General features: G+C 29.1%; 25 protein-coding genes. 12 read left to right on the forward strand and 13 right to left on the reverse strand.

Features of this window, described 5'->3' with window-relative positions:
• Positions 1 to 363 precede the first annotated feature (363 nt).
• From purE to BTO04_RS07665, 3 genes are read right to left on the reverse strand one after another with little or no spacing between them, the layout of a single operon-like run.
• Positions 364 to 843: a 5-(carboxyamino)imidazole ribonucleotide mutase gene (gene purE / locus BTO04_RS07655; RefSeq protein WP_087563942.1), complete on the reverse strand. Its 480-nt coding sequence runs from the start codon at positions 841 to 843 to the stop codon at positions 364 to 366.
• Positions 844 to 897: 54 nt separating this feature from the next.
• Entirely contained in the window at positions 898 to 2,061 is a 1,164-nt protein-coding gene (locus tag BTO04_RS07660) for a 5-(carboxyamino)imidazole ribonucleotide synthase (RefSeq protein WP_087563943.1), read from the reverse strand.
• Positions 2,062 to 2,119: 58 nt separating this feature from the next.
• The gene (locus BTO04_RS07665; RefSeq protein WP_087563944.1) at positions 2,120 to 2,536 is read right to left on the reverse strand and encodes a Rieske 2Fe-2S domain-containing protein; all 417 of its coding nucleotides are present in this window, start codon (positions 2,534 to 2,536) and stop codon (positions 2,120 to 2,122) included.
• Positions 2,537 to 2,646: 110 nt separating this feature from the next.
• On the opposite strand from BTO04_RS07665, the gene greA reads away from it, so the two are divergent.
• Both greA and BTO04_RS07675 read left to right on the forward strand, forming a co-directional pair.
• Positions 2,647 to 3,120 carry a transcription elongation factor GreA gene (greA, locus tag BTO04_RS07670; protein WP_087563945.1) on the forward strand — a complete coding sequence of 158 codons (474 nt, stop codon included), beginning with the start codon at positions 2,647 to 2,649 and terminating at the stop codon, positions 3,118 to 3,120.
• A gap of 182 nt (positions 3,121 to 3,302) precedes the next feature.
• Positions 3,303 to 3,692: an HIT family protein gene (locus BTO04_RS07675; RefSeq protein ID WP_087563946.1), complete on the forward strand. Its 390-nt coding sequence runs from the start codon at positions 3,303 to 3,305 to the stop codon at positions 3,690 to 3,692.
• A gap of 211 nt (positions 3,693 to 3,903) precedes the next feature.
• On the opposite strand, the gene BTO04_RS07680 is transcribed toward BTO04_RS07675, so the two are convergent.
• Positions 3,904 to 5,055 (reverse strand): HAMP domain-containing sensor histidine kinase, encoded by a 1,152-nt coding sequence (locus BTO04_RS07680; protein ID WP_087563947.1) that lies wholly within the window; start codon positions 5,053 to 5,055, stop codon positions 3,904 to 3,906.
• A 79-nt stretch (positions 5,056 to 5,134) separates the two neighbouring features.
• Here BTO04_RS07680 and BTO04_RS07685 point away from each other — a divergent pair, with 79 nt between their 5' ends.
• Positions 5,135 to 5,995: a flavin reductase family protein gene (locus tag BTO04_RS07685; protein ID WP_087563948.1), complete on the forward strand. Its 861-nt coding sequence runs from the start codon at positions 5,135 to 5,137 to the stop codon at positions 5,993 to 5,995.
• Between the two features lie 5 nt (positions 5,996 to 6,000).
• Positions 6,001 to 6,366 (forward strand): DUF3127 domain-containing protein, encoded by a 366-nt coding sequence (locus BTO04_RS07690; RefSeq protein WP_087565354.1) that lies wholly within the window; start codon positions 6,001 to 6,003, stop codon positions 6,364 to 6,366.
• A 68-nt stretch (positions 6,367 to 6,434) separates the two neighbouring features.
• Here BTO04_RS07690 and BTO04_RS07695 read toward each other — a convergent pair whose 3' ends face one another.
• Positions 6,435 to 6,683, reverse strand: coding sequence for a DUF1456 family protein (locus BTO04_RS07695; protein ID WP_087563949.1), 249 nt, complete (start codon positions 6,681 to 6,683; stop codon positions 6,435 to 6,437).
• A gap of 20 nt (positions 6,684 to 6,703) precedes the next feature.
• The gene (locus BTO04_RS07700; RefSeq protein WP_087563950.1) at positions 6,704 to 7,327 is read right to left on the reverse strand and encodes a YqaA family protein; all 624 of its coding nucleotides are present in this window, start codon (positions 7,325 to 7,327) and stop codon (positions 6,704 to 6,706) included.
• A 472-nt stretch (positions 7,328 to 7,799) separates the two neighbouring features.
• Between BTO04_RS07700 and aat the strand changes: the two genes are divergently transcribed.
• Positions 7,800 to 8,420 carry a leucyl/phenylalanyl-tRNA--protein transferase gene (aat, locus tag BTO04_RS07705; protein WP_087563951.1) on the forward strand — a complete coding sequence of 207 codons (621 nt, stop codon included), beginning with the start codon at positions 7,800 to 7,802 and terminating at the stop codon, positions 8,418 to 8,420.
• Between the two features lie 207 nt (positions 8,421 to 8,627).
• Here the strand turns inward: aat and mscL are convergent, their stop codons facing one another.
• From mscL to BTO04_RS07720, 3 genes are read right to left on the reverse strand one after another with little or no spacing between them, the layout of a single operon-like run.
• Positions 8,628 to 9,035 carry a large conductance mechanosensitive channel protein MscL gene (gene mscL / locus BTO04_RS07710; RefSeq protein WP_198342138.1) on the reverse strand — a complete coding sequence of 136 codons (408 nt, stop codon included), beginning with the start codon at positions 9,033 to 9,035 and terminating at the stop codon, positions 8,628 to 8,630.
• Between the two features lie 56 nt (positions 9,036 to 9,091).
• On the reverse strand, positions 9,092 to 10,189 hold the full coding sequence (gene alr / locus BTO04_RS07715) for an alanine racemase (protein ID WP_087563953.1): 1,098 nt from the start codon (positions 10,187 to 10,189) through the stop codon (positions 9,092 to 9,094).
• Positions 10,182 to 10,805, reverse strand: a complete 624-nt coding sequence (locus tag BTO04_RS07720) for a thymidine kinase (RefSeq protein ID WP_087563954.1) — start codon at positions 10,803 to 10,805, stop codon at positions 10,182 to 10,184. The genes alr and BTO04_RS07720 overlap by 8 nt, the downstream gene beginning before the upstream one ends.
• Before the next feature lie 101 nt (positions 10,806 to 10,906).
• Between BTO04_RS07720 and BTO04_RS07725 the strand changes: the two genes are divergently transcribed.
• The 3 genes from BTO04_RS07725 (at position 10,907) to BTO04_RS07735 (ending at position 13,182) form a co-directional block, all read left to right on the forward strand.
• Entirely contained in the window at positions 10,907 to 11,647 is a 741-nt protein-coding gene (locus BTO04_RS07725) for a hypothetical protein (RefSeq protein WP_087563955.1), read from the forward strand.
• A 10-nt stretch (positions 11,648 to 11,657) separates the two neighbouring features.
• Entirely contained in the window at positions 11,658 to 12,641 is a 984-nt protein-coding gene (locus tag BTO04_RS07730; protein ID WP_087565355.1) for a glycosyltransferase family 4 protein, read from the forward strand.
• 64 nt (positions 12,642 to 12,705) lie between these two features.
• Complete coding sequence (locus BTO04_RS07735) at positions 12,706 to 13,182, forward strand: DUF4252 domain-containing protein (RefSeq protein ID WP_087563956.1); 477 nt, start codon at positions 12,706 to 12,708, stop codon at positions 13,180 to 13,182.
• A gap of 21 nt (positions 13,183 to 13,203) precedes the next feature.
• Here the strand turns inward: BTO04_RS07735 and BTO04_RS07740 are convergent, their stop codons facing one another.
• Positions 13,204 to 13,551, reverse strand: coding sequence for an arsenate reductase family protein (locus tag BTO04_RS07740; protein WP_087563957.1), 348 nt, complete (start codon positions 13,549 to 13,551; stop codon positions 13,204 to 13,206).
• Between the two features lie 41 nt (positions 13,552 to 13,592).
• Between BTO04_RS07740 and BTO04_RS07745 the strand changes: the two genes are divergently transcribed.
• The 3 genes from BTO04_RS07745 to BTO04_RS07755 are packed head-to-tail and all read left to right on the forward strand — an operon-like array spanning position 13,593 to position 16,478.
• Positions 13,593 to 14,048 (forward strand): DinB family protein, encoded by a 456-nt coding sequence (locus BTO04_RS07745; protein WP_087563958.1) that lies wholly within the window; start codon positions 13,593 to 13,595, stop codon positions 14,046 to 14,048.
• A 7-nt stretch (positions 14,049 to 14,055) separates the two neighbouring features.
• Positions 14,056 to 15,288, forward strand: a complete 1,233-nt coding sequence (locus tag BTO04_RS07750; RefSeq protein ID WP_087563959.1) for a sodium:proton antiporter — start codon at positions 14,056 to 14,058, stop codon at positions 15,286 to 15,288.
• Positions 15,289 to 15,329: 41 nt separating this feature from the next.
• On the forward strand, positions 15,330 to 16,478 hold the full coding sequence (locus BTO04_RS07755; RefSeq protein ID WP_087563960.1) for a cystathionine gamma-synthase: 1,149 nt from the start codon (positions 15,330 to 15,332) through the stop codon (positions 16,476 to 16,478).
• An 84-nt stretch (positions 16,479 to 16,562) separates the two neighbouring features.
• On the opposite strand, the gene BTO04_RS07760 is transcribed toward BTO04_RS07755, so the two are convergent.
• From BTO04_RS07760 to BTO04_RS07770, 3 genes are all read right to left on the reverse strand, one after another.
• A complete protein-coding gene (locus BTO04_RS07760) occupies positions 16,563 to 17,354 on the reverse strand; it encodes a hypothetical protein (RefSeq protein WP_087563961.1) in 792 nt (263 codons plus the stop codon).
• 63 nt (positions 17,355 to 17,417) lie between these two features.
• Positions 17,418 to 19,031, reverse strand: coding sequence for an Ig-like domain-containing protein (locus tag BTO04_RS07765; protein WP_087565356.1), 1,614 nt, complete (start codon positions 19,029 to 19,031; stop codon positions 17,418 to 17,420).
• A 55-nt stretch (positions 19,032 to 19,086) separates the two neighbouring features.
• Positions 19,087 to 19,773 (reverse strand): ComF family protein, encoded by a 687-nt coding sequence (locus tag BTO04_RS07770; protein ID WP_087563962.1) that lies wholly within the window; start codon positions 19,771 to 19,773, stop codon positions 19,087 to 19,089.
• A 52-nt stretch (positions 19,774 to 19,825) separates the two neighbouring features.
• Here BTO04_RS07770 and BTO04_RS07775 point away from each other — a divergent pair, with 52 nt between their 5' ends.
• On the forward strand, positions 19,826 to 20,389 hold the full coding sequence (locus tag BTO04_RS07775) for a class I SAM-dependent methyltransferase (RefSeq protein ID WP_087563963.1): 564 nt from the start codon (positions 19,826 to 19,828) through the stop codon (positions 20,387 to 20,389).
• Positions 20,390 to 20,397: the final 8 nt, after the last annotated feature.

A 20,397-nucleotide genomic window follows, 5' to 3' on the forward strand; every position in this document is an offset into this window, starting at 1 on the left:
TTATACTGAAATTTAAGTTTTCTGTTGTTTTAAAATTAGCGTGTAAAGTTCTTGGTTAACTCAAACCATTTTTAAAATATGAATTAAAAGAACTCGCTAACAACTTTCCACTAATTGGAGAGGCACGTGTGCATTTACATGATGTGAATACCATGAATTAAATTATAAACTACGATAAAAGAGAAGTGAGTTTTACTTTGAAATAGCTGCCTATAACAAAAAAGTGCCACTAACCTATAAACAAACAGCTTACGATATCTACTTGTAGTTACCATTAATAGTTTAAAAAAATGCTATTTTAATTACCACGATAAAAAACGCTTTATAGAGAGCGTTTTTTATCTTTTTATTGTGAGTAGCAAACTATTTTCTAACTCTTTTAGAAGCTTGTTCTACCTTCAATTTCAAACCTTCTTTATAAACAATAATTTTATCGAGAACACATTTGTCTGAAGCTCCAATAATTTGTGCAGCTAAAATACCCGCATTTTTTGCACCATCTAAAGCTACCGTTGCAACAGGTACACCACCAGGCATTTGTAAGATTGATAAAACAGAATCCCAACCGTCTATAGAATTTCTACTTTTTACAGGAACTCCAATTATTGGCAACGGACTCATAGAAGCTACCATTCCTGGTAAATGAGCAGCACCTCCAGCACCAGCAATAATTACTTTTACGCCTCTTTTATGAGCGTTTTTAGAGTACTCAAATAATTTTTCTGGAGTTCTGTGCGCAGAAACAATATCAACTTCTATTTGAATATCAAAACTTTCTAAAATATCAATTGCTTCTTGCATTATTGGAAGATCAGAATCACTTCCCATTATTATTCCTACCATATTTTTTCAATTATCAATAATCAGTTATCATTGATAACCGACTACTGTTCACTGTTAATTATTTTTACTAATTACCCTAATTGTTTCTTTTACTTTTTGTGCTATTTCTCTCGCTTTATCAATATCACTATTTACAATAGTAACATGTCCCATTTTTCTAAAAGGGCGTGTTTCTTTTTTTCCATAAATATGTGGCGTAACCCCATCAATACTTAGAATTTCTTCTATATTTTGATAAATTACATCACCAGAAAAACCTTCTTCACCAACCAAGTTTACCATAATTCCAGCAACTTTACTATCTGTATTCCCTAAAGGAAGGTTTAAAATACTACGAATATGTTGTTCAAACTGATTTGTATAACTTGCTTCAATTGAATAATGCCCAGAGTTATGAGCTCTTGGAGCCACTTCATTTACTAAGATTTTATCATCTATTGTTTGAAACATTTCAACAGCTAATAAGCCCACAAAATCTAACTCTTTTACAACTTTTAATGCAAGTTCTCTCGCTTTTTCTGCAACTTTAAAATCAATTCTTGCAGGACAAATTACATATTCTACTTGATTTGCTTCTGGATGAAATTCCATTTCTACAACAGGATATGTTTTTACTTCTCCGTCTGCATTTCTTGCTACAATCACTGCTAATTCATTTTTAAACGGAATTAGTTTTTCTGTAATGCATTCTACATTTGGTAAATTTTCTAGATCTTCAATAGTTCTAACAATTTTAACTCCTGTGCCATCATACCCAAAACGTGCAGCTTTCCAAACAAAAGGAAAGTTTACAATATTGTTTTCATAAGAATGTTTTAATTCTTCTAAATAGGCATAATGAGAAAATTCTGCTGTAGGAATTTGATGATCTACATAGAAATTTTTTTGTCTTGCTTTACTTTGAATAATACGTAAATCTTTTGGCTTCGGAAAAATTGTTAAACCTTCCTCTTCCAATTTATCTAACGCATCGATATTTACATTTTCAATTTCTATGGTAAGTAAATCTACTGTTTTTCCAAAACTGTAAACAGCATCAAAATCCAATAAATCTCCAACAATAAATTTGTTACAAATTGCTGCACAAGGTGCATTTTTATTACTGTCTAAAATACTGGTATAAATGTCTAATTTTTGAGTTTCTGCTAAAAGCATTCTACCTAATTGTCCACCACCTAGAACACCTAGTTTAAAATCTGAAGAAAAATAGTTTTTCACGTTGAATATTGTTGTGTTTTAGCAAAAATACACAACTCATTTTAACTAATCTATAAAATTAATTTCTTATTTGTACTGCATCATTACTAATTAAGTTAACAGAATACATTAGCATACCACACCCTTCTTCTCCAATTAACCTACCACCTTCTAAATAATTATAGTTTTTATTATGACAAATACACGTTATAGTTGGTAAGTTTGAAATATCTAAGGATGTTTTACAAGTTCTATCAGGACATTCTAAATCAAAAGCTACGAAGTTTGAAGCATTATTTCTTATAATATAAATTGACCTACCGTTAATTAAATAGGTGTCACTAGTACCATTTATTGTTAAATTTTGATAGCTTGGAAGTCTCGTATTTAAAACTTCTGACACAGATATGCCCATAAAACAATCATTAATTCTTGTGTTATCTTCACAAGATAGTATCGTTGTAAAAATAATTATAAATACTACTTTTTTTATCATTTAATGTTTTTCGTTTATATTTAAACGCTTGCAAGTTACAAATATTTTGTATATTTGTAGTCTAATCTCATTCCTGTAAAGGGTAATGGGATTTTTAAATTATAGTAACTATGAGCGAAATATCCTATTATTCTGCAGAAGGATTAAAGAAATTAAAAGATGAGTTGTTAAAATTAGAACAATTTGAACGACCAAGAGTAACTATCGAAATTGCAGATGCACGAGATAAAGGGGATCTAAGTGAGAACGCAGAATACCATGCAGCAAAAGAAGAGCAATCTCATTTAGAGTTTAAGATTGCAAAATTAAAGAATGTAATTTCTAATGCACGTATTATAGATGAATCTCAATTAGATACTTCTAAAGTATTAATTCATTCTATTGTAAAAATAAAAAATTGCACAAACGGAATGGAGTTTTCTTACACGTTAGTTGCAGATTCTGAAACGGATGTTAGAAACGGAAAACTATCTGTAAATTCACCTATTGGTAAAGGTTTATTAGGTAAAGAAGTTGGTGATACTGCAGAAATTCAAGTTCCTAATGGAATTATGAAATTTGAAGTTATTGCTATTTCTAGATAACGCAATTACTAAGAAGAAGAAGAACGAAGTAATCTCTTTTTCTATTAAAAGATTGCTTCATTAAATTAGAAATAAAGACTTATTTCATTATAAATTCGGATTTTGACACTGTCAAAATCCGAATTCTTTTTTATATTGGTACTTGAACTAAAAATCAACAACTAAACTTTAAAAACTATTCTATGAGCATTTTTACAAAAATAATTACAGGTGAAATACCAAGTTATAAAGTAGCTGAAAACTATGATTTTATTGCTTTTCTAGACATCAATCCAAATGCAAAAGGACATACATTGGTTGTTCCAAAAAAGGAAGAAAACAAGTTGTTTGATTTACCTAAAAAGGAATATTTAGAATTGATGGACTTCTCTTATAAAGTGGCAAAAGCAATTGAAAAAACGGTGCCTTGTTTGCGTGTTGGAATGAGTGTAATTGGTTTAGAAGTGCCTCATGTTCATGTACATTTAATTCCTTTAAATGAAATGGCAGATATTCAATTTGCTAAAAAAGTAAAGTTGACAAATGAAGAGTTTGCTGCTTTGGCGGAAAGAATTGCTAGTAATTTTATATAGCGTTTTAACTATTTTTCTTTTTAGAAGCTATTTCCTGCTTTCACTACTCGCTTTTTTGTTCTGCTGAATTTAGTTCAGCACCCCAAAAAGAGCTTAAACAAACCGTTCAATCAGGGCTAAAATTTTTTAAAAAGGTTTGTGATTACTACGAAGACAAGAGTTTTATAAAAACCAATTATAGAATCCTGCTTTCGCAAGAATAACAAAAAAACTAAACGCTATCTAACAAAACCTGAAAAGTAGTTCCTTTTCCAATTTCTGATTTTTCTACAATTATTTTTCCTTTATGATAATCTTCTACAATACGTTTAGAGAGCGACAAACCTAAACCCCAACCTCTTTTTTTTGTCGTAAAACCAGGTTTAAAAATCTGTTTAAAGAGTTTTTTTGGCATTCCTTTTCCAGTATCAGAAACTATAATTTTAACTTTTTTCTCACTATTTTCTATACGTACTGCCAACTGCCCTTTTCCTAGCATAGCATCAATTGCATTTTTTATTAAGTTTTCTATTACCCAACCAAAAAGCTCTGCATTTAATTTTGTAAAAATTTCATTCTCCTGAGAAGAAAAAGAAAATGAAATCTGTTTAGAACTTCTAGACTCTAAATAATCAAAAGCTTGTTTAGTAACCTCAACAATGTTCTTTCTTTTAAGTTCTGGCGTTGAGCCAATTTTAGAAAAACGATTTGCAATCGTATTTAATCTATGTACATCTTTTTCAATTTCTTCAACATATTTATCATCTACCTTTTCCATTTTTAAAATGGCAATCCAACCTAATAAAGAAGACAAAGGTGTACCTATTTGATGTGCCGTTTCCTTTGCCATTCCTGTCCATAATTTATTAGTCTCCGCAACTTTATTAGAGCTATAAAACATATAAATAACACTTAAAAACAGTAATAAAATAAGAATTAAAGCAATAGGATAGTAGGTGAGTTTATTTAATAAATCTGAATTTCTATAATAAATAAATTGCTTATTTTTTCTATTATAACTAACTTCAATAGGTTCATTTTCAGATTTCATTTTCGCCAATTGCTCCTCTAAATACTCAGATTTTAAAGCCTTTATAGAATCTAGATTTTGAAAATATTCTATTTTACCGTTTTCATCAACCAAAATCATTGGAATATTGTTATTATTCTCAATTACTTTTAAGGGTAAATCTACATTGGCATTTAAATCTGTATTTGTAGCAATTTCTTTTTGAGCAGTTGCTAAAATTTCCATTTTAATACGTTCTTCTTGTTTAAATTTCTGAAAGAAAACAGAGGTATTCCATAAGATTAAGGAGACTATTATAAACGAAACAAGTATGGAAATTCGTTTAAATAAAAGTGTGTTTGTATAAAAATTCATGAAAACAAATATAAACTATTCCACTATATAACTCATTTGTAGAATTCATAGTATCTTTACGTACCTAAATTTTTTGAGAATGCTTTCTATAGATCCAAAAGAAATAAAAACAGGAGAATTACATGGTTATTTATTAGGCGCAATTGCACCAAGACCAATTGCTTTTGCCAGTACAATTGATGCAGAAGGAAACCCTAATTTATCACCTTTTAGTTTTTTTAACGTTTTTGGTTCAAACCCACCAATATTAATTTTTTCTCCAGCACGAAGAGTTAGAGATAACACCACAAAACATACATTAGAGAATGCTTTAGCAACGAAAGAGGTTGTTATAAATGTTGTAAATTATGATATTGTACAACAAATGTCTTTGAGTAGTACAGAATATCCTGAAGGTGTAAATGAGTTTGAAAAAGCTGGTTTTACAATGTTAAAATCTGATAAAATAAAACCTTTTAGAGTTGCAGAATCTCCAGTACAGTTTGAATGTAAAGTAAATGATGTCATTTTTACGGGTGATAAAGGTGGAGCAGGTAATTTAATTGTTTGTGAAGTTGTGAAAATTCATATTTCTGAAAATGTGTTAGACGAAAACGGAAACATAGATCAGTATAAAATTGATTTGGTTGCAAGAGCTGGTGGAAGCTATTACACCAGAGCTAGAGATGGCTTTTTCGAGATTCCAAAACCGATATCAACATTGGGTATTGGTGTTGATAAGATACCCGTAGAAATAAGAAACAGCACTGTTTTAACAGGAAACAATTTAGGTATGTTGGGTAACGTAGAGCAACTACCAACAACAGAAACTGTTAATAACTTTGGTAAAGAACATACACACTTTATAGGATTAGAACTCACAAAAAAACATACATTTGCTAAAGATTTTTTAAGTAAAAACGATGTAGAAAGTGCTTGGAAAGTACTTTTATTAAAATAGAAATTATGGAAGTTATTGGTAAAGTAAAGTTAATAGGAGAAGTACAAACGTTTGGAACTGGTGGATTTAGAAAAAGAGAGGTAGTTGTAACTACTGATGAGCAGTATCCACAAATGATTATGATAGAATTTGTGCAAGACAAATGTGAATTATTAAATAGTTATGCTGTAGGGCAAGATGTAAAAATTTCTATCAACATACGTGGTAGAGAGTGGATTAACCCTCAAGGTGAAGCTAAATATTTTAACTCGCTTCAAGGGTGGAGAATAGAAAGTTTAGCACAATCTGCTCCAAGTAATTTACCTCCAGTAGATAAATTTGAACCAGCAGCATCTGTTTCAGATGAAGAGCCAGACGATTTACCATTCTAGATAGTAGATATTAAATAAATAAAAAAGAGCGCAATTTGCGCTCTTTTTTATTGTTATAAAAATAAATATTATTTTTTCTTTTCTTCTTTTTTAGGCATCGGACCACGTAAGTGAATAACTAATCCGTTTAAGAAATTACGTAAAATTTGATCTCCACATTCTACATATTTTGGATGTTCTTCATTTCTAAATAAAGCGCCTAATTCTCCTTTACTTACTTTAAAATCTACCAAAGCGCAAATTTCTACAATATCTGTATCACGCAATTTGTGCGCCACACGAAGTTTCTTTAAAATATCGTTATTTGTTAATCCCATACTGCAAATGTAATTATTTTTTAGTCTACAACTTGAAAAATTGCCCAAGCATAAACAGCAAATCTTGCAAATCTAAATAAACCAAAAAGAATTACATTTTTAAAAGGGTATTTAATCATACCTGCTGCCATACAAGTGATAGCAAAAGGAATAGGAAGTAATGCTCCTCCAATTATTAAAAAACCACCCCATTTACTGGTGTTTTTTAAATTTTTAGCCATTTTAACCTCTAAATAAACTTTTACAGCTTTAATTTTTAAAATCATTTTACCTATATAATAAGATAAAAGTCCACCAATATAAGACAAGGCTGCAAGAATGGATAAATTTAAAACAGGATCAGCCGTTTTTTTTGTCCAAGCAATAAATATTTCAGGAGGAATTAATCCAAGGATTGTTTCAGAAATAAAGAAAGTAGTAAAAACACCTAACTTAGAAAATGTTTCTGTAATAATTTGTAATCCATCATTAATATTATAAACATACCTGTTCAATAAAAATAATAGTAAAACAATTATAGTAATGGGAAAAAAAGCTTTTTTTAAACTTCCCCATACAAACATATAAAACCCAGTTCTAGAAAAGTAGCTATGTAATAACTTTGCTCTCTCGCCTTTCGTTTTTATTCTTTTCTTTCTTGCCATTTTTAGTTTCTATATTATTTGAAACAGATTGCAAAAATAAGAACTAAAAAGTTATTATAGACTACAATAAAATTAGATTAACGTTTTTAGAAGTTTGTTTTGTATTATTATTTTTTATACTTTTTGGTTAACTAGATTAGGTTACCAAATTCAGCGCCTCATGAAAACAAAATTACTTTCAATAAAAGCAAGTCTTAAAATGAAATTGTAAAGAAAAAAAACTATTTAATTCTACTATTTCTTTTTAGTATTCACACACAATTTTAATAAAAGCAGCAACAGTTGGTGGTGTTCAATTAAAACAAGAATCTCATTTTTTCTTAAAGAAATTGAGATTTACAAAACAAAAACTTTATCTGTTAATGAACTAGCAGTATCAAACACATTAATTTATCAAATTTCTGCCAACAATATTTTGAATATAAATGGCATCAATTTTTGATGCCATTTTTTTGTTGTCTATTTTTACAAGATGATTTGGCTCACAGAAAAAATTGAATTCCCACCGTATGATCTTACTACAGATGACGGCATTATTGCTTTAGGTGGAGATTTATCTGAAGAACGATTAATTTACGCTTACAAAAACGGAATTTTCCCTTGGTTTTCTGAAGGAGATCCCATTGTTTGGTATTGCCCCCATGAAAGAATGGTTTTATTTACTGATGAAATTAAGATTTCAAAATCGATGAAGAGAATCATCAAAAAAAATGATTTTACAATTACTGAAAACAAGGCTTTTGAAGAAGTCATTTACAACTGTAAAAACATAAACAGAAGTGATGGTTTTGGAACTTGGATTACGGATGATATGGCACAAGCTTACATCAATTTACATAAAAAAGGAATTGCAAAATCTATTGAAGTCTGGCAAAACAATAAACTAGTTGGTGGATTGTATGGACTAGAGATAAACACTGTTTTCTGTGGAGAAAGTATGTTTAGCAAAGTTTCTAATGCTTCTAAATTAGCTTTTATTCATCTTGCAAAAAACAAGAACTACACATTAATAGATTGCCAAATTTATAATGAACATTTAGCTAGTTTAGGCGCCAGAGAAATTGATAGAAATGATTTTTTAAAAGCTCTTTAAATTTATTTTTACTACTATTACATTGTTCTTCACTCTTTATAATTCTTAACACTGCAATAAAAAAAAACAGTACGCACTAGTTGTTTTGAATATAAAAACCAATCTTAAAAAAAGAAAATGCCTAACTATAAAAGATAGCGAATAAAATTTTCATAAAAAAAATCCTGAGCAATTGCTCAGGATTTTAAATACACTATGAAGCGTTTATTATTTTTTAGCTAACAAATCTCTAATTTGTGCTAACAATTCTTCTTGACTTGGTCCTGTTGGAGCTGGAGCAGGCGCTGGAGCTTCTTTTTTCTTCATACTATTCAAACCTTTTACAATCATAAACATTACAAAAGCAACAATTATAAAGTCGATTACATTTGTTAAGAAATCTCCATATAAAATGGCAACTTCACCAACAACCTTTCCGGCATCATCTACCACACCTTCTTTAGCAATATATTTTAAATCTTTAAAATCAGCATTAAATAATAAGCCAATTAACGGAGAAACAATTCCTCCTGTAAAAGAGGTAACAACTTGTTTAAACGCTGCACCCATAACAAAACCTACTGCAATATCAACAAGGTTTCCCTTCATTGCAAAGTCTTTAAACTCTTTAAGCATTCCCATTTTTGTGTGTTTTTAATTAATTATTAGGTTACTAAAATAATAAAAAAAAATTACTTTAGCAATTTCCTAACTCGTTGAGAAATTGCCGTAAGTGTTTCGTAAGGAATTGTTTCTGAAACGTCTGCAATATTTTGTATCATTTCTTGATTATTAAAAATGATAACTTCATCACCTTCTTTACAATCAATCTTTGAAACGTTTACCATAATCATATCCATGCAAACATTCCCAACAATTGGTGCTTTTTGGTTATTTATGATTACATAACCTTTTTTATTTCCTAACCTTCTTGAAATACCATCTGCATGACCAATAGGAATTGTTGCTGTTCTTGTCTGCTTTTTAGCTACAAATGCTCTATTGTAACCAACTGTTTCTCCTGGTTCTATAGTATGAATTTGAGAAATTATAGATTTTAAATTATGTGTATTTTTAAGTTTAGAAGTTTCTAACTTATCATTTCCAAAACCATATAAACCAATACCAATTCTTACCATATCAAATTGTGCTTTTGGGTAATTAACAACTCCAGAAGTATTTAAAATATGCAACATTGGTTCATACGCTAAATGATTATAAAATTGCTGAACGATAGCAGTAAAATTATTAATTTGATTTATTGTAAAATCTTGCTCTTCTAAGTCTTCACTCGCTGCTAAATGAGAAAATAAAGACTGCACTTTTATATGATTTGTTTCTTTTAAAATACTTAAAATCTTAGGAATATCAGTATGCCAAAAACCTAATCTATTTAAACCTGTGTTAAATTTTAGATGAATTGGGTAATTCATTAACGGAGTTTCGTCTGCTAATTTTAAAAAAGCATTTAAAATTGTAAAACTGTATAAATTTGGTTCTAACTTAAAATCAATTATAGATTGTAAATTTTGAACCAGTGGATGTAATACTAAAATAGGTGTTTTTACACCTGCTTCTCGCAACGCAATACCTTCATGAGAATAAGCTACAGCAAAATAATCTACTTTATCTTCTAAAAACTTTGCCACTTGCACTCCATCACTTCCATAGCCAAAAGCTTTAACAACTGCTAAAATTTTAGTTGCTGGTTTTAGCTTTTTTTTAAAATAATTTAGATTATGCAATAATGCATTTCCATCAATTTCTAAGACAGTTACATGATTATTCATCTGTAGGTTTTTCTTCTTTTGAAGTAATTTCTTGTTGTTGCTTTTGCTTTGCTTTAAAATATGCAGCTCTGCTTAAAGGTTCATATTCTTGCGTTTCACCCAACATAACAATATTGTCATTTTGCGCTTTTCTAAAACTATAATGTGCTAAATTTCCTGTATGTGTACAAACGGCATGCACTTTAGTTACATATTCTGCAGTTGCCATTAAAGCGGGCATTGGTCCAAAAGGATTTCCCTTAAAGTCCATGTCTAAACCTGCAACAATTACTCTAACTCCGCTGTTTGCTAAATCATTACAAACTGCAACAATTTCATCATCAAAAAACTGAGCTTCATCAATACCAACAACATCTACATCATTTACAAGTAACCTAATATTCGATGCCACAGGAACCGGTGTAGAGCGAATTCTATTATCATTATGAGAAACAACTTCTTCTTCATCATAACGTGTATCTAAAGCAGGTTTAAAGATTTCTACGCGTTGTTTTGCAAACTGTGCTCTTTTTAATCTTCTAATTAATTCTTCGGTTTTACCAGAAAACATAGAGCCGCAAATTACTTCTATCCAACCAAATTGTTCTGTATGATTTACTGTATTTTCAAGAAACATTTTGTAATTTTAAGGCTTTAATAATTTAAATTATGTGTTACTTTGGTTTTCAACAAATTTATTAAAATTAACTAGGAAAAATTAACTTCAACTTACAACTTATGCACAAAAAACTAGAAAGTGATTTAATTAGTTTAGCACACAGCATTTTACAGATGAAAAATAAAGACAATGTGCTCGCTTTAAAAGAAAAATCGCAAGAAATTTATGAGAAATTATCTCTTTTAGCGTTTGTTGAAGAATATGTAAACACAACTCCTAATTTAAAAGAGACCAAAGAAGAACTAATTTCTAAAGTTGAAAAAGCGATAGCAGTTAAAAATACTATTCTTGAGGAAATTATTGAAATAGAAGATGCAGAAACAGGTATTTATAATTTAGAAGACCACTCTTTACAAGTTTCAACAGAAGAAATTTTAGAACAACCTTTTGATGATTTAGAAGATATCATAAATGCCAATAAAGAAGCTAGCACTCGTTTTAAAGACGATGTAAAAGATGTTGCAGGAATTAAAATAACTACTTTAGAAGAAGAGTTAAAAGACACAATTCCTGTTGATGTAATGGCTGATTTATTTGAAACCGTTGCTGTAAAATCTTTAAATGATAGATTGCAAACAAATATTCAGATAGGTTTAAATGACAGAATTATTTTTGTGAAAAACTTATTTGAAGGCAGTCAAGAAGACTTTAATAGAGTAGTTTCTCAACTAAACACATTCAAAACTGAGAAAGAGGCTAAAAAATTTATCAATAAAATGGTAAAGCCAGATTATAATTGGTCTAAACAAGAAGAACTAGAAGCTCGTTTTATGAATATAATTGAACGTAGGTTTGCTTAAAAATCAAAATTTGAAACCTATTTTAATCCATACGCATTTTCATAAGCGAAGAACGGGTGTTACTAGAAGTATAGAAAATGTACTGCCTTTTTTTATCGATACATATGAAACGTATATTTATGGATATAATGTAGAAGGGAATAAAATTACAACATCAAAATTAAAATCAATCTTATTTTCTGATAGAGAAGTTGTTGTTCATTGTCATAGAAACAATGAAATAATGAGGATGCTTTTCTTCCGTTTTTTAGGAGCAAAATTCAAATTGATTGCAACGCGCCATGCAGAAACGGTTCCGTCTGGCTTAACAATGAAACTGTTAAAGAAAGCAGATAAAGTTGTAACGCTCATAGAAAATATGAGTAAAAATTTAGGTATTAAAAACACAATTGTTGGCCACGGAGTAGATGTCAATTTATTCTCTCCAAAAGCAAATATTAGCGTAGAAAATATTACGCAAGAAAACATCATTTTATGTGCTGGTAGAGTGCGTAAAGCAAAAGGACAAGTCGTTTTAGTTGAAGCTGCAAAAGTTTTAAAAGAACATCAAAATTGGGCGCTGGTAATTGTTGGTAAAGTTGATAAACCTGCCTTTTTAAACGCATTAAAAGAAATTACAAAAAAGTATTCGATAGAAAATCAAGTTTATTTTATTGATGAAACCTCTGATATTATTTCATATTATCAAGCAGCAAAAATTGCAGTTGTGCCCAGTTTTTCTGAAGGATTTTCTCTAGTTACAGCAGAAGCAATGTCTTGTGGGTGTTCAGTAATTGCAACAAAAAATGTTGGCGTTCATTCTTCTTTAATTTCACATAAAAAAAATGGCTATTTGTTTGAAGCTGGTACTATTGCTGAATTAGAAAAACTGCTAAAAAAATTAATAACTAAAGAAATTCCTCTCTTAGGAAAAGAAGCTAGAGAAGAAATTCTAAAAAATTGGAGTTCAAAAAAAGAAGCAGAAAACTTAATTAAGGTATATCAATCAAAATAGGTTTTAAAAATAACAAACTGTAACAAACTCTATTTGTAATCGTCTCAAAAGAAAACCTAGTAACATGAAACGATTAGCAACAATTTTCTTCGCATCATTTATAGTAAATGTATCAGCACAAGAAGTAGCTTTTAACAAATTCTATAAAACCAATAAAGACAAATCAACTTTTTCAATCAATTTATCAGCTTCTTTAGCAGGTTCTTTTTTAGACAATGAAGATGATGGAGATATTATGAATGTAATTAAAAAATCTAGTGACTTTAAATTAATGATTTTTAATAATGAAGATCATACTATCTCAAAAGATTTTAACAAATTCAAAAGAAAAAACAACTTAAAAACTCTTGTTAGAGTAAAAGATAAAGACAGTAAAGCTGAATTATATTTTATTAAAAAAAACAATTACATAAGAGAAATTATTATAAGAGCAAATAGTGATGATGATAAACTCGTTTTATTTGGCTTAAAGACCAAAATAACAAAAGATGAGTTATCAGCTATGATGTCTTCATCAGATATAAATATATCTTCCAATTAATTATTAAAAGAGAAGATTGTTTTATCCAATCTTCTCTTTTAATAATTCTATTACTTTTTTACTATTTCCAATAAAAATTTCATCCTCAACGATAAAAACAGGTCGCTTTAAAAAAGTATATTCCTCTAAAATGTATTGTCTATACTCTGCTTCAGAAATAATTTGACTTTTTAAATCCATAGATTTATACAACTTTGCACGTTTATTAAACAAGGCTTCATAACTATTAGAAAGCGTATACATTTCCTCTAATTGAGCTACAGTTACAGGTTTTGCTTTTATTTCTTGTCGATCAAAACCAGCTGTATTCACTTCTTTTAAAATTCTTCTGCAAGTATCGCAAGTTTGTAAAAAGTAGACTTTCTTCATTGTATTTATCTGTATATTTACTGCGAATTTAAAGATAAAAAATGACGACACAATTTGATGTTTTAAAAAAATCTAGAGCGCTAATTTTAAAAGTTATCGATGGATTAACAATTGAGCAATTACATGCGATTCCAACAGGGTTTAAAAACAATATTGCTTGGAATGTTGCACATATAGTTATTACTCAACAATTATTACATTATAAATTATCAGGTTTAGACTGTTTATGTCCAGATGAATTAATTGAAGAACATAAAAAAGGCACTTTACCTACAAAAAATTTTACGGAAGAAGAGTTTGAAGAAGTAAAAGATTTATTAGCTGGTTTACCAGACACCTTAGAGGAAGATTTTGAAGCAGGTATTTTTGAAAATTACACAGAATACCCAACAAGTACAGGTTTCGTTTTAAATTCAATAGAAACGGCAATTAGTTTCAATAATTTTCATGAAGGAATACATTTAGGAATTATTATGTGTATAAAAAAATTAGTATAAATTTTCTATGGATTATTTCTTAATAGCAACCGTTCTAATAGTGCTGTCAGCAGCTTTTGGATATATTAATACAAAGTTTTTGAAGCTGCCAAATACTATAGGTTTAATGCTGATAACCATACTGTTTACATTAGCCGTTTTTGCTTTAAGTTATTTTGATGACACCTTACTTATCAAAGAAAGAGAACTCATTACAAGTATTGATTTTAAAACAGTTCTTTTAGATATTATGCTAAGTTTTTTGCTATTTGCAGGAGCTTTACATACCAATTTTCAGCAATTAAAAATTCAACGAAAACCAGTATTAATTTTTGCAACTTTAGGAACTTTAATATCTACTTTTTTAACAGGTATACTTGTTTTTTACGCACTTAAAATAATACATCTTGATGTTGATTTTATCTATTGCTTATTGTTTGGAGCATTGATTTCACCTACAGATCCTATAGCTGTTTTAGGAATTATGAAAAAAGTTGGCGCTCCAAAAAAATTAGAAACAAAAATTGTTGGAGAGTCATTATTCAATGACGGAGTTGGAGTTGTAATCTTTTTAACAATCTATCAAATAGCAAAAGGTGGTAGCGAAATATCTGTAAGTCATATCGCAGAATTATTTTTAGTTGAAGTAGGTGGAGGTATTATTCTTGGAGGTATTATTGGTTGGGTAACTTACAGATTACTAAAAAGCATTGATGATTATGACACAGAAGTTATTATAACATTAGCTGCCGTTATGGGAGGAACGTTATGTGCCCAAAAGCTCCACTTATCGGCACCATTAGCAATCGTTACAGCAGGTTTAATTATTGGTACAGATACAGTTAGAAAATCTTCTATGAGTGACGTTACAGAAGTGTATGTAGATAAATTTTGGGAATTAATAGACGTTCTTTTAAATACGGTTCTTTTTGTTATGATTGGAATGGAAATTCTAGTTTTAACCTTAGATGCAAGTTACATTTTGGCTGGTTTTATAACAATTCCGTTATTATTAATTGCAAGATATATTTCGTTATTATTACCAATAAAACTCTATGCGAAAAAATTAGATTTTGTTCCGAAAACAAATTTAATTATGACTTGGGGTGGCTTAAGAGGAGGTATTTCTATTGCTTTAGCTTTGAGCCTAACCCAAACAATGGAGCGTGATTTATTTTTAGTAATGACCTATATAATTGTTGTGTTTTCAATACTTATTCAAGGATTAACAGTTGGGAAATTAATAAAAAAATTCACTTAATAAAATGTAATCTATTTTAAGATTGACTAACAATTTATAAAATGAAATTCAACACAAAAACAATTCACGGAGGTCAAAAACCAGAAGAAGCTACAGGCGCAGTAATGCCTCCAATATTTCAAACATCTACATTTGCACAATCTAGTCCTGGTGTACATAAAGGATATGGATATGCTAGAGGAGCAAACCCAACAAGAACTGCATTAGAGAATAGTTTTGCAGCAATTGAAAACGGAACTCATGGTTTTGCATTTTCATCAGGCATGTCTGCAATAGACTGTGTTTTACGGTTATTAAACCCAGGAGATGAGGTTATTGCTGGAGATGACTTATATGGAGGAACCTACAGAATGTTTACTCAATTATTCAAAAAATACGGATTAGAATTTACTTTTGTTGATATGGATTCTGTTACAAATGTTACAGATGCAATTAATGAAAGAACGAAATTAGTTTGGTTAGAAACACCAACAAATCCATTAATGAAAATTGCAGATATTGAGGCAATTTCAACTGCTGTGAAAGACGTAAACTCTGACATATTAATTTCTGTAGACAACACTTTTGCAACTCCTTATTTACAACAACCTTTAACTTTAGGAGCAGATATTGTAATGCATTCTGCAACAAAATACTTAGGAGGACACTCAGATTTAATAATGGGAGCTTTAATAGTTAAAGATGCAAAATTAGCTGATGACATTCATTTTATTCAGTTTGCTGCAGGAGCAATTGCTGGCCCAATGGATTCTTTTTTGGCATTGCGTGGGATAAAAACATTACACCTTAGAATGCAACGTCATTGTGAAAATGGAAAAGCAGTTGCTAATTTCTTAAAGAATCACCCAAAAGTTGGATTGGTTTATTATCCAGGTTTTGAAAGTCATCCAAACCATGAAATTGCAAAAAAACAAATGAAAGATTTTGGAGGAATGGTTTCTTTTCATTTAAAAGATAAAAGCAAAGAAGCTACTTTTAAATTTTTAGAAAACACTCATCTTTTTACGTTAGCAGAATCTTTAGGAGGTGTAGAAAGTTTAGCAAATCATCCAACAACAATGTCACACGCTTCAATTCCTGAACCAGAACGTTTAAAAATAGGAATTACAGATTCTTTAATTAGACTAAGTGTAGGTATAGAAGATGAAGAAGATTTATTGAAAGACTTAGAGCAAGCCTTGAATAGATAAAATTAACCACAAACAAAGAGTGTAAATGGCTCTCTTTTTAAATCTACTAAATAATTAGATTTATTCAGCGAATCTAAGGGTGTCTTAATAGAATAGTGGAGTATTAAAATTGAGGTGATAAACCAATCCTAACTGCATATTAATTAACCATTCATTGCTTTTATTTTCAACAACACTTGCCTGTAAACCATCAATTTTATCAGAAAAGAAATATTCATAACTATACGAGGCAGAAATGTCTAACTTTTTAGTTATTTTAATTCTTGTTCCTATTCCTAGGTTTAAAGAAAAAGCTTGACCAGAACCTATTGCCAATGAATTTTCTAAAGTATATTTTTGTGGTAAAACACTTCTATCTTCCTTCCAATCACCTAGATCAGATTTTAAACTGTTTGTATAGAAAGAGTATTTAATTCCAAATGTAAAAAATGGATTCAAAACCATCTCTGAATAAGGATAAAAAAACTCCTCTAAAGGTCTTAAATAGTATTCCATGTTTACACCAAAATTAATCATTCTAGCAGTTCCTTTCATCGCTCTTAGTTGTTCTCCTGAATAACTTTGACTAGCGGCATAAATTCCATGATGCTCAAGTTTATTCTTACCTAAAAATTGAAGTTCTGTTTTTACCATAATATGATTATACATACCATTATTTGGGTCCCAACGAAGAGTTTTATTAAAAAAATGCAAATAATGAGCTACAGAAATAGCCATGCCATTGTTTCTAAAGTTGCTTCCAAAGTTTTCTCTTTGTCCGTAATCTGTTTGTAAACTAGTAGAACCTACAAACACCCCTATGTCATGAGTAAAATGTTGAGCTTTAACTTCTAGAAAAAAAACAATTACAAAAATTATTGTAATATGTGTTCTCAAGATTTAGGGGTCTTAAAGTAAGTTACAAATATATTAAAATTACTCTAATAATAAAACTACTTGTTAATTTATAACAATAAAAGTCTCATTTAAGTAGTAATTTGCTCTTAATTTTAAAGTAGTATTAAAATAAATAATCTTTTCAGGAAGTAATTTTTTAAGGTAATTACCTGTATCCCATTTATTGTTTTTATTACTATCTACTATAGCTCTAAGACTATATTCTTTAGGTTCTAGGAGGTCAAACTGTAATGTCTCTGACGCTTTAACAAACCTTCGTTCTATAAGATTACTCTTATCTTTTCCAGAAAGAAGTTCGATAATTAAATTTTCAGCATCTGTATTTACAATATTTAACGTAATTCTACCATAATCTTCAATATCTTTGGTTCTTAAATTAAAGTTTAAGGTATCATTTTGTTGCTCAAAAACATCAGCGAGTGCGCCTGGAAAAATTTTAATATTATAACTGTCTTTCTGTTTTTTATCAAAAAAAAGCCCTATTTTATTTTCCTTTAAAGAAATAAAACTAGAAAAAGGGACTGAAATTGTATCTTTATCTGTTAATTTAATTTTACTTGTATCTATTTTTACAATTGGGTTATTGGTTTTTAAAAAGAACGTGTCTCTAAAGTGAAATGAGCCACTTATAGAAGAGTTAACAATTAGAGAATCTATTTTCTTTTTTCTTAGTTTTACTGTTACAGTATCTAAAAAACTGGCATTTGAAACAATAAAATTCAATGAATCTAGTTCAAAAGGTGTAAACCAGTAATTTAAAGTGTCTTTATCTATTTCAAACTTTGAAATGCTTTTAAAATTTTCTGGAACTTCAGATTGAATTTTAACTTTAAAATCTTTTACTTCTCCTTCATAACCAAAAGCAATTTTACCTTTACTAAGTTCTTTTCCTCGTTTAAACTTGTAGGGCTGTATTTCATTAAATAACATAATTGGTTTTTCTATAATACTATCTTGTGGTAATGAAATAGTATCAGAATAAAAACCTATTTTTTCTGTTTTTGGGTTAAATAAGTAATCATTTGAAGTTTCTTTCAATGCAATCATTAAATACTTCCCTTTTTTAAGGTTAGAAAAGTTAAAATTTGTGGTATCTAAAGTATTTGTAACATAATTTGGTTTCTTTTTGAATATAATTGAATCTGTAAAAGAACTATCAATTTTATATAATAAAACATTAATATTATCAGGCGTTTTATCTAATAAAGCATCTTTAATTGTTCCTTTAGATTTTAACGAATCTATATAGTTTCCTGTTGAAAAAACATATTTAAACCCCTCTAATGGAATACCCTCATTATTGTCTTCAACGGCATTTCCAAAATTAAAAATATAGGTAGTATTTTTAACTAAAGTATCTAATATTTTAATATTTATAAATTTACTTGCAGATCCTTGAGGCGTTATTAATGCAGGACTTTTTAATGGTGGAGAAACCACCAGTTGCTTATTTATATCTTTAAGTTTGACATACTCATTAAAATAAATTTTAATTTCTTTTTTATCAAAATTTAAAGTTTCATAAGGCGGATTAGAAGTAACAAATAAGGGTGCTTCTTCATCTTTTGGGCCACCATCTGGCCTACCTGTTCTTGCGCAATTAAAAATAATTGCTAAAATAATTGTGTAAAAAAAGAATCTAAATATGTGTTTCACAAAAGCAAATTTGTTACAAATTAACAATTAATTTTCCATTTAAAAATCATAAAACTCATTCAGTATACGCCATTGTTAAAATACTGATTTTAATACCCGCTGTTTTTTGTAGTTCTTTTGCACAAGCCTCTAAAGTTGCACCCGTAGTTATAACGTCATCAATTAATAAAACATGTTTGTCTTTAAAGATTAAATGATCATTGAGTAAAAATTTTGTTTCTAAATTATTAAAACGTTCAAAGCGGGCTTTAAAAGTTTGTGTTTTTGATGCAGAAGTTCTAATTAATATATCTTCAATAAATAAAACTTCTAGAAAATTACTTAAAGCTTCTCCAAATTTTGTTACTTGATTAAACCCTCTTTGTTTTAATTTTTTTTGATGAAGAGGAACAGGAATAATATAATTAACATCAGAAAATTGCTTATTTTCTTTCAAAATTTCTCCCAACCAATTCCCAAAGAAAGTTCCAATTTCTTGATTTCCTTTGTATTTTAAATCATGTATTAACCTTTTTGTAATTCCTTCTTTCCTGTAAAAGAGCAAAGAATTAGCCTTTTCAATTGCTATTTTCCCGTAAAAACTTTGCGCAATTTTGTTATCACGATAATTTACAAAATTGGTTAACGGCAAATCATGTCTGCAAAAAGTACATAAAACCTTTTCATTAATTATTAATTGATTTTGGCAATTTGCACATAATTTGGGATAGAATAGTTGGAAAAAGTCTTTTAAAATTTGCATCTTTACCTCACGTTTTTTTGAGAAAGGTAAATAATAAAAAATAGAATTACAATTGACAAGCAGGATAAAGTTCTTTAAAGAAGCTGTAAAAAACCTTAAAACACTAGGCACTGTAACTCCTAGTTCGCGTTTTTTAGCGAATAGGATGTTAAAAGAAATTGATTTCTCTAAAGTTGAAGTTTTAGTTGAATTAGGTCCTGGAAGTGGTGCTATTACAAAGCATATTTTAAACAACTTACCACCAAATGCAACTTTAATTTGTTTTGAAATTAACGAGACTTTCTACAGTCAATTACTAGAAATTAAACACACACAACTAATTGTTATTAAGTCTTCTGCAGAAAAAATAGAAGAAGAACTTAATAAGTTAGGTTTTTCAAAAACTTGTCATATTATTTCAAGTTTGCCTCTTACTATTATTCCAGAAGTAGTTTCATCAGAAATTTTAGACAAGTCGTTTCAAGTATTAGAAAATGGTGGAACTTATATTCAATTTCAATATAGTTTAACCTATTTTAAAAAATTAAAAACAGTTTTTAACAAATCTATTTCCTTAGATTTTGAGCCATTAAACCTTCCTCCAGCTTTTGTTTACCGCTGTAAAAAAGTCGTTTAACTTTTTCT

This window comes from Polaribacter sp. SA4-10 (assembly GCF_002163835.1).
Lineage (GTDB): Bacteria > Bacteroidota > Bacteroidia > Flavobacteriales > Flavobacteriaceae > Polaribacter.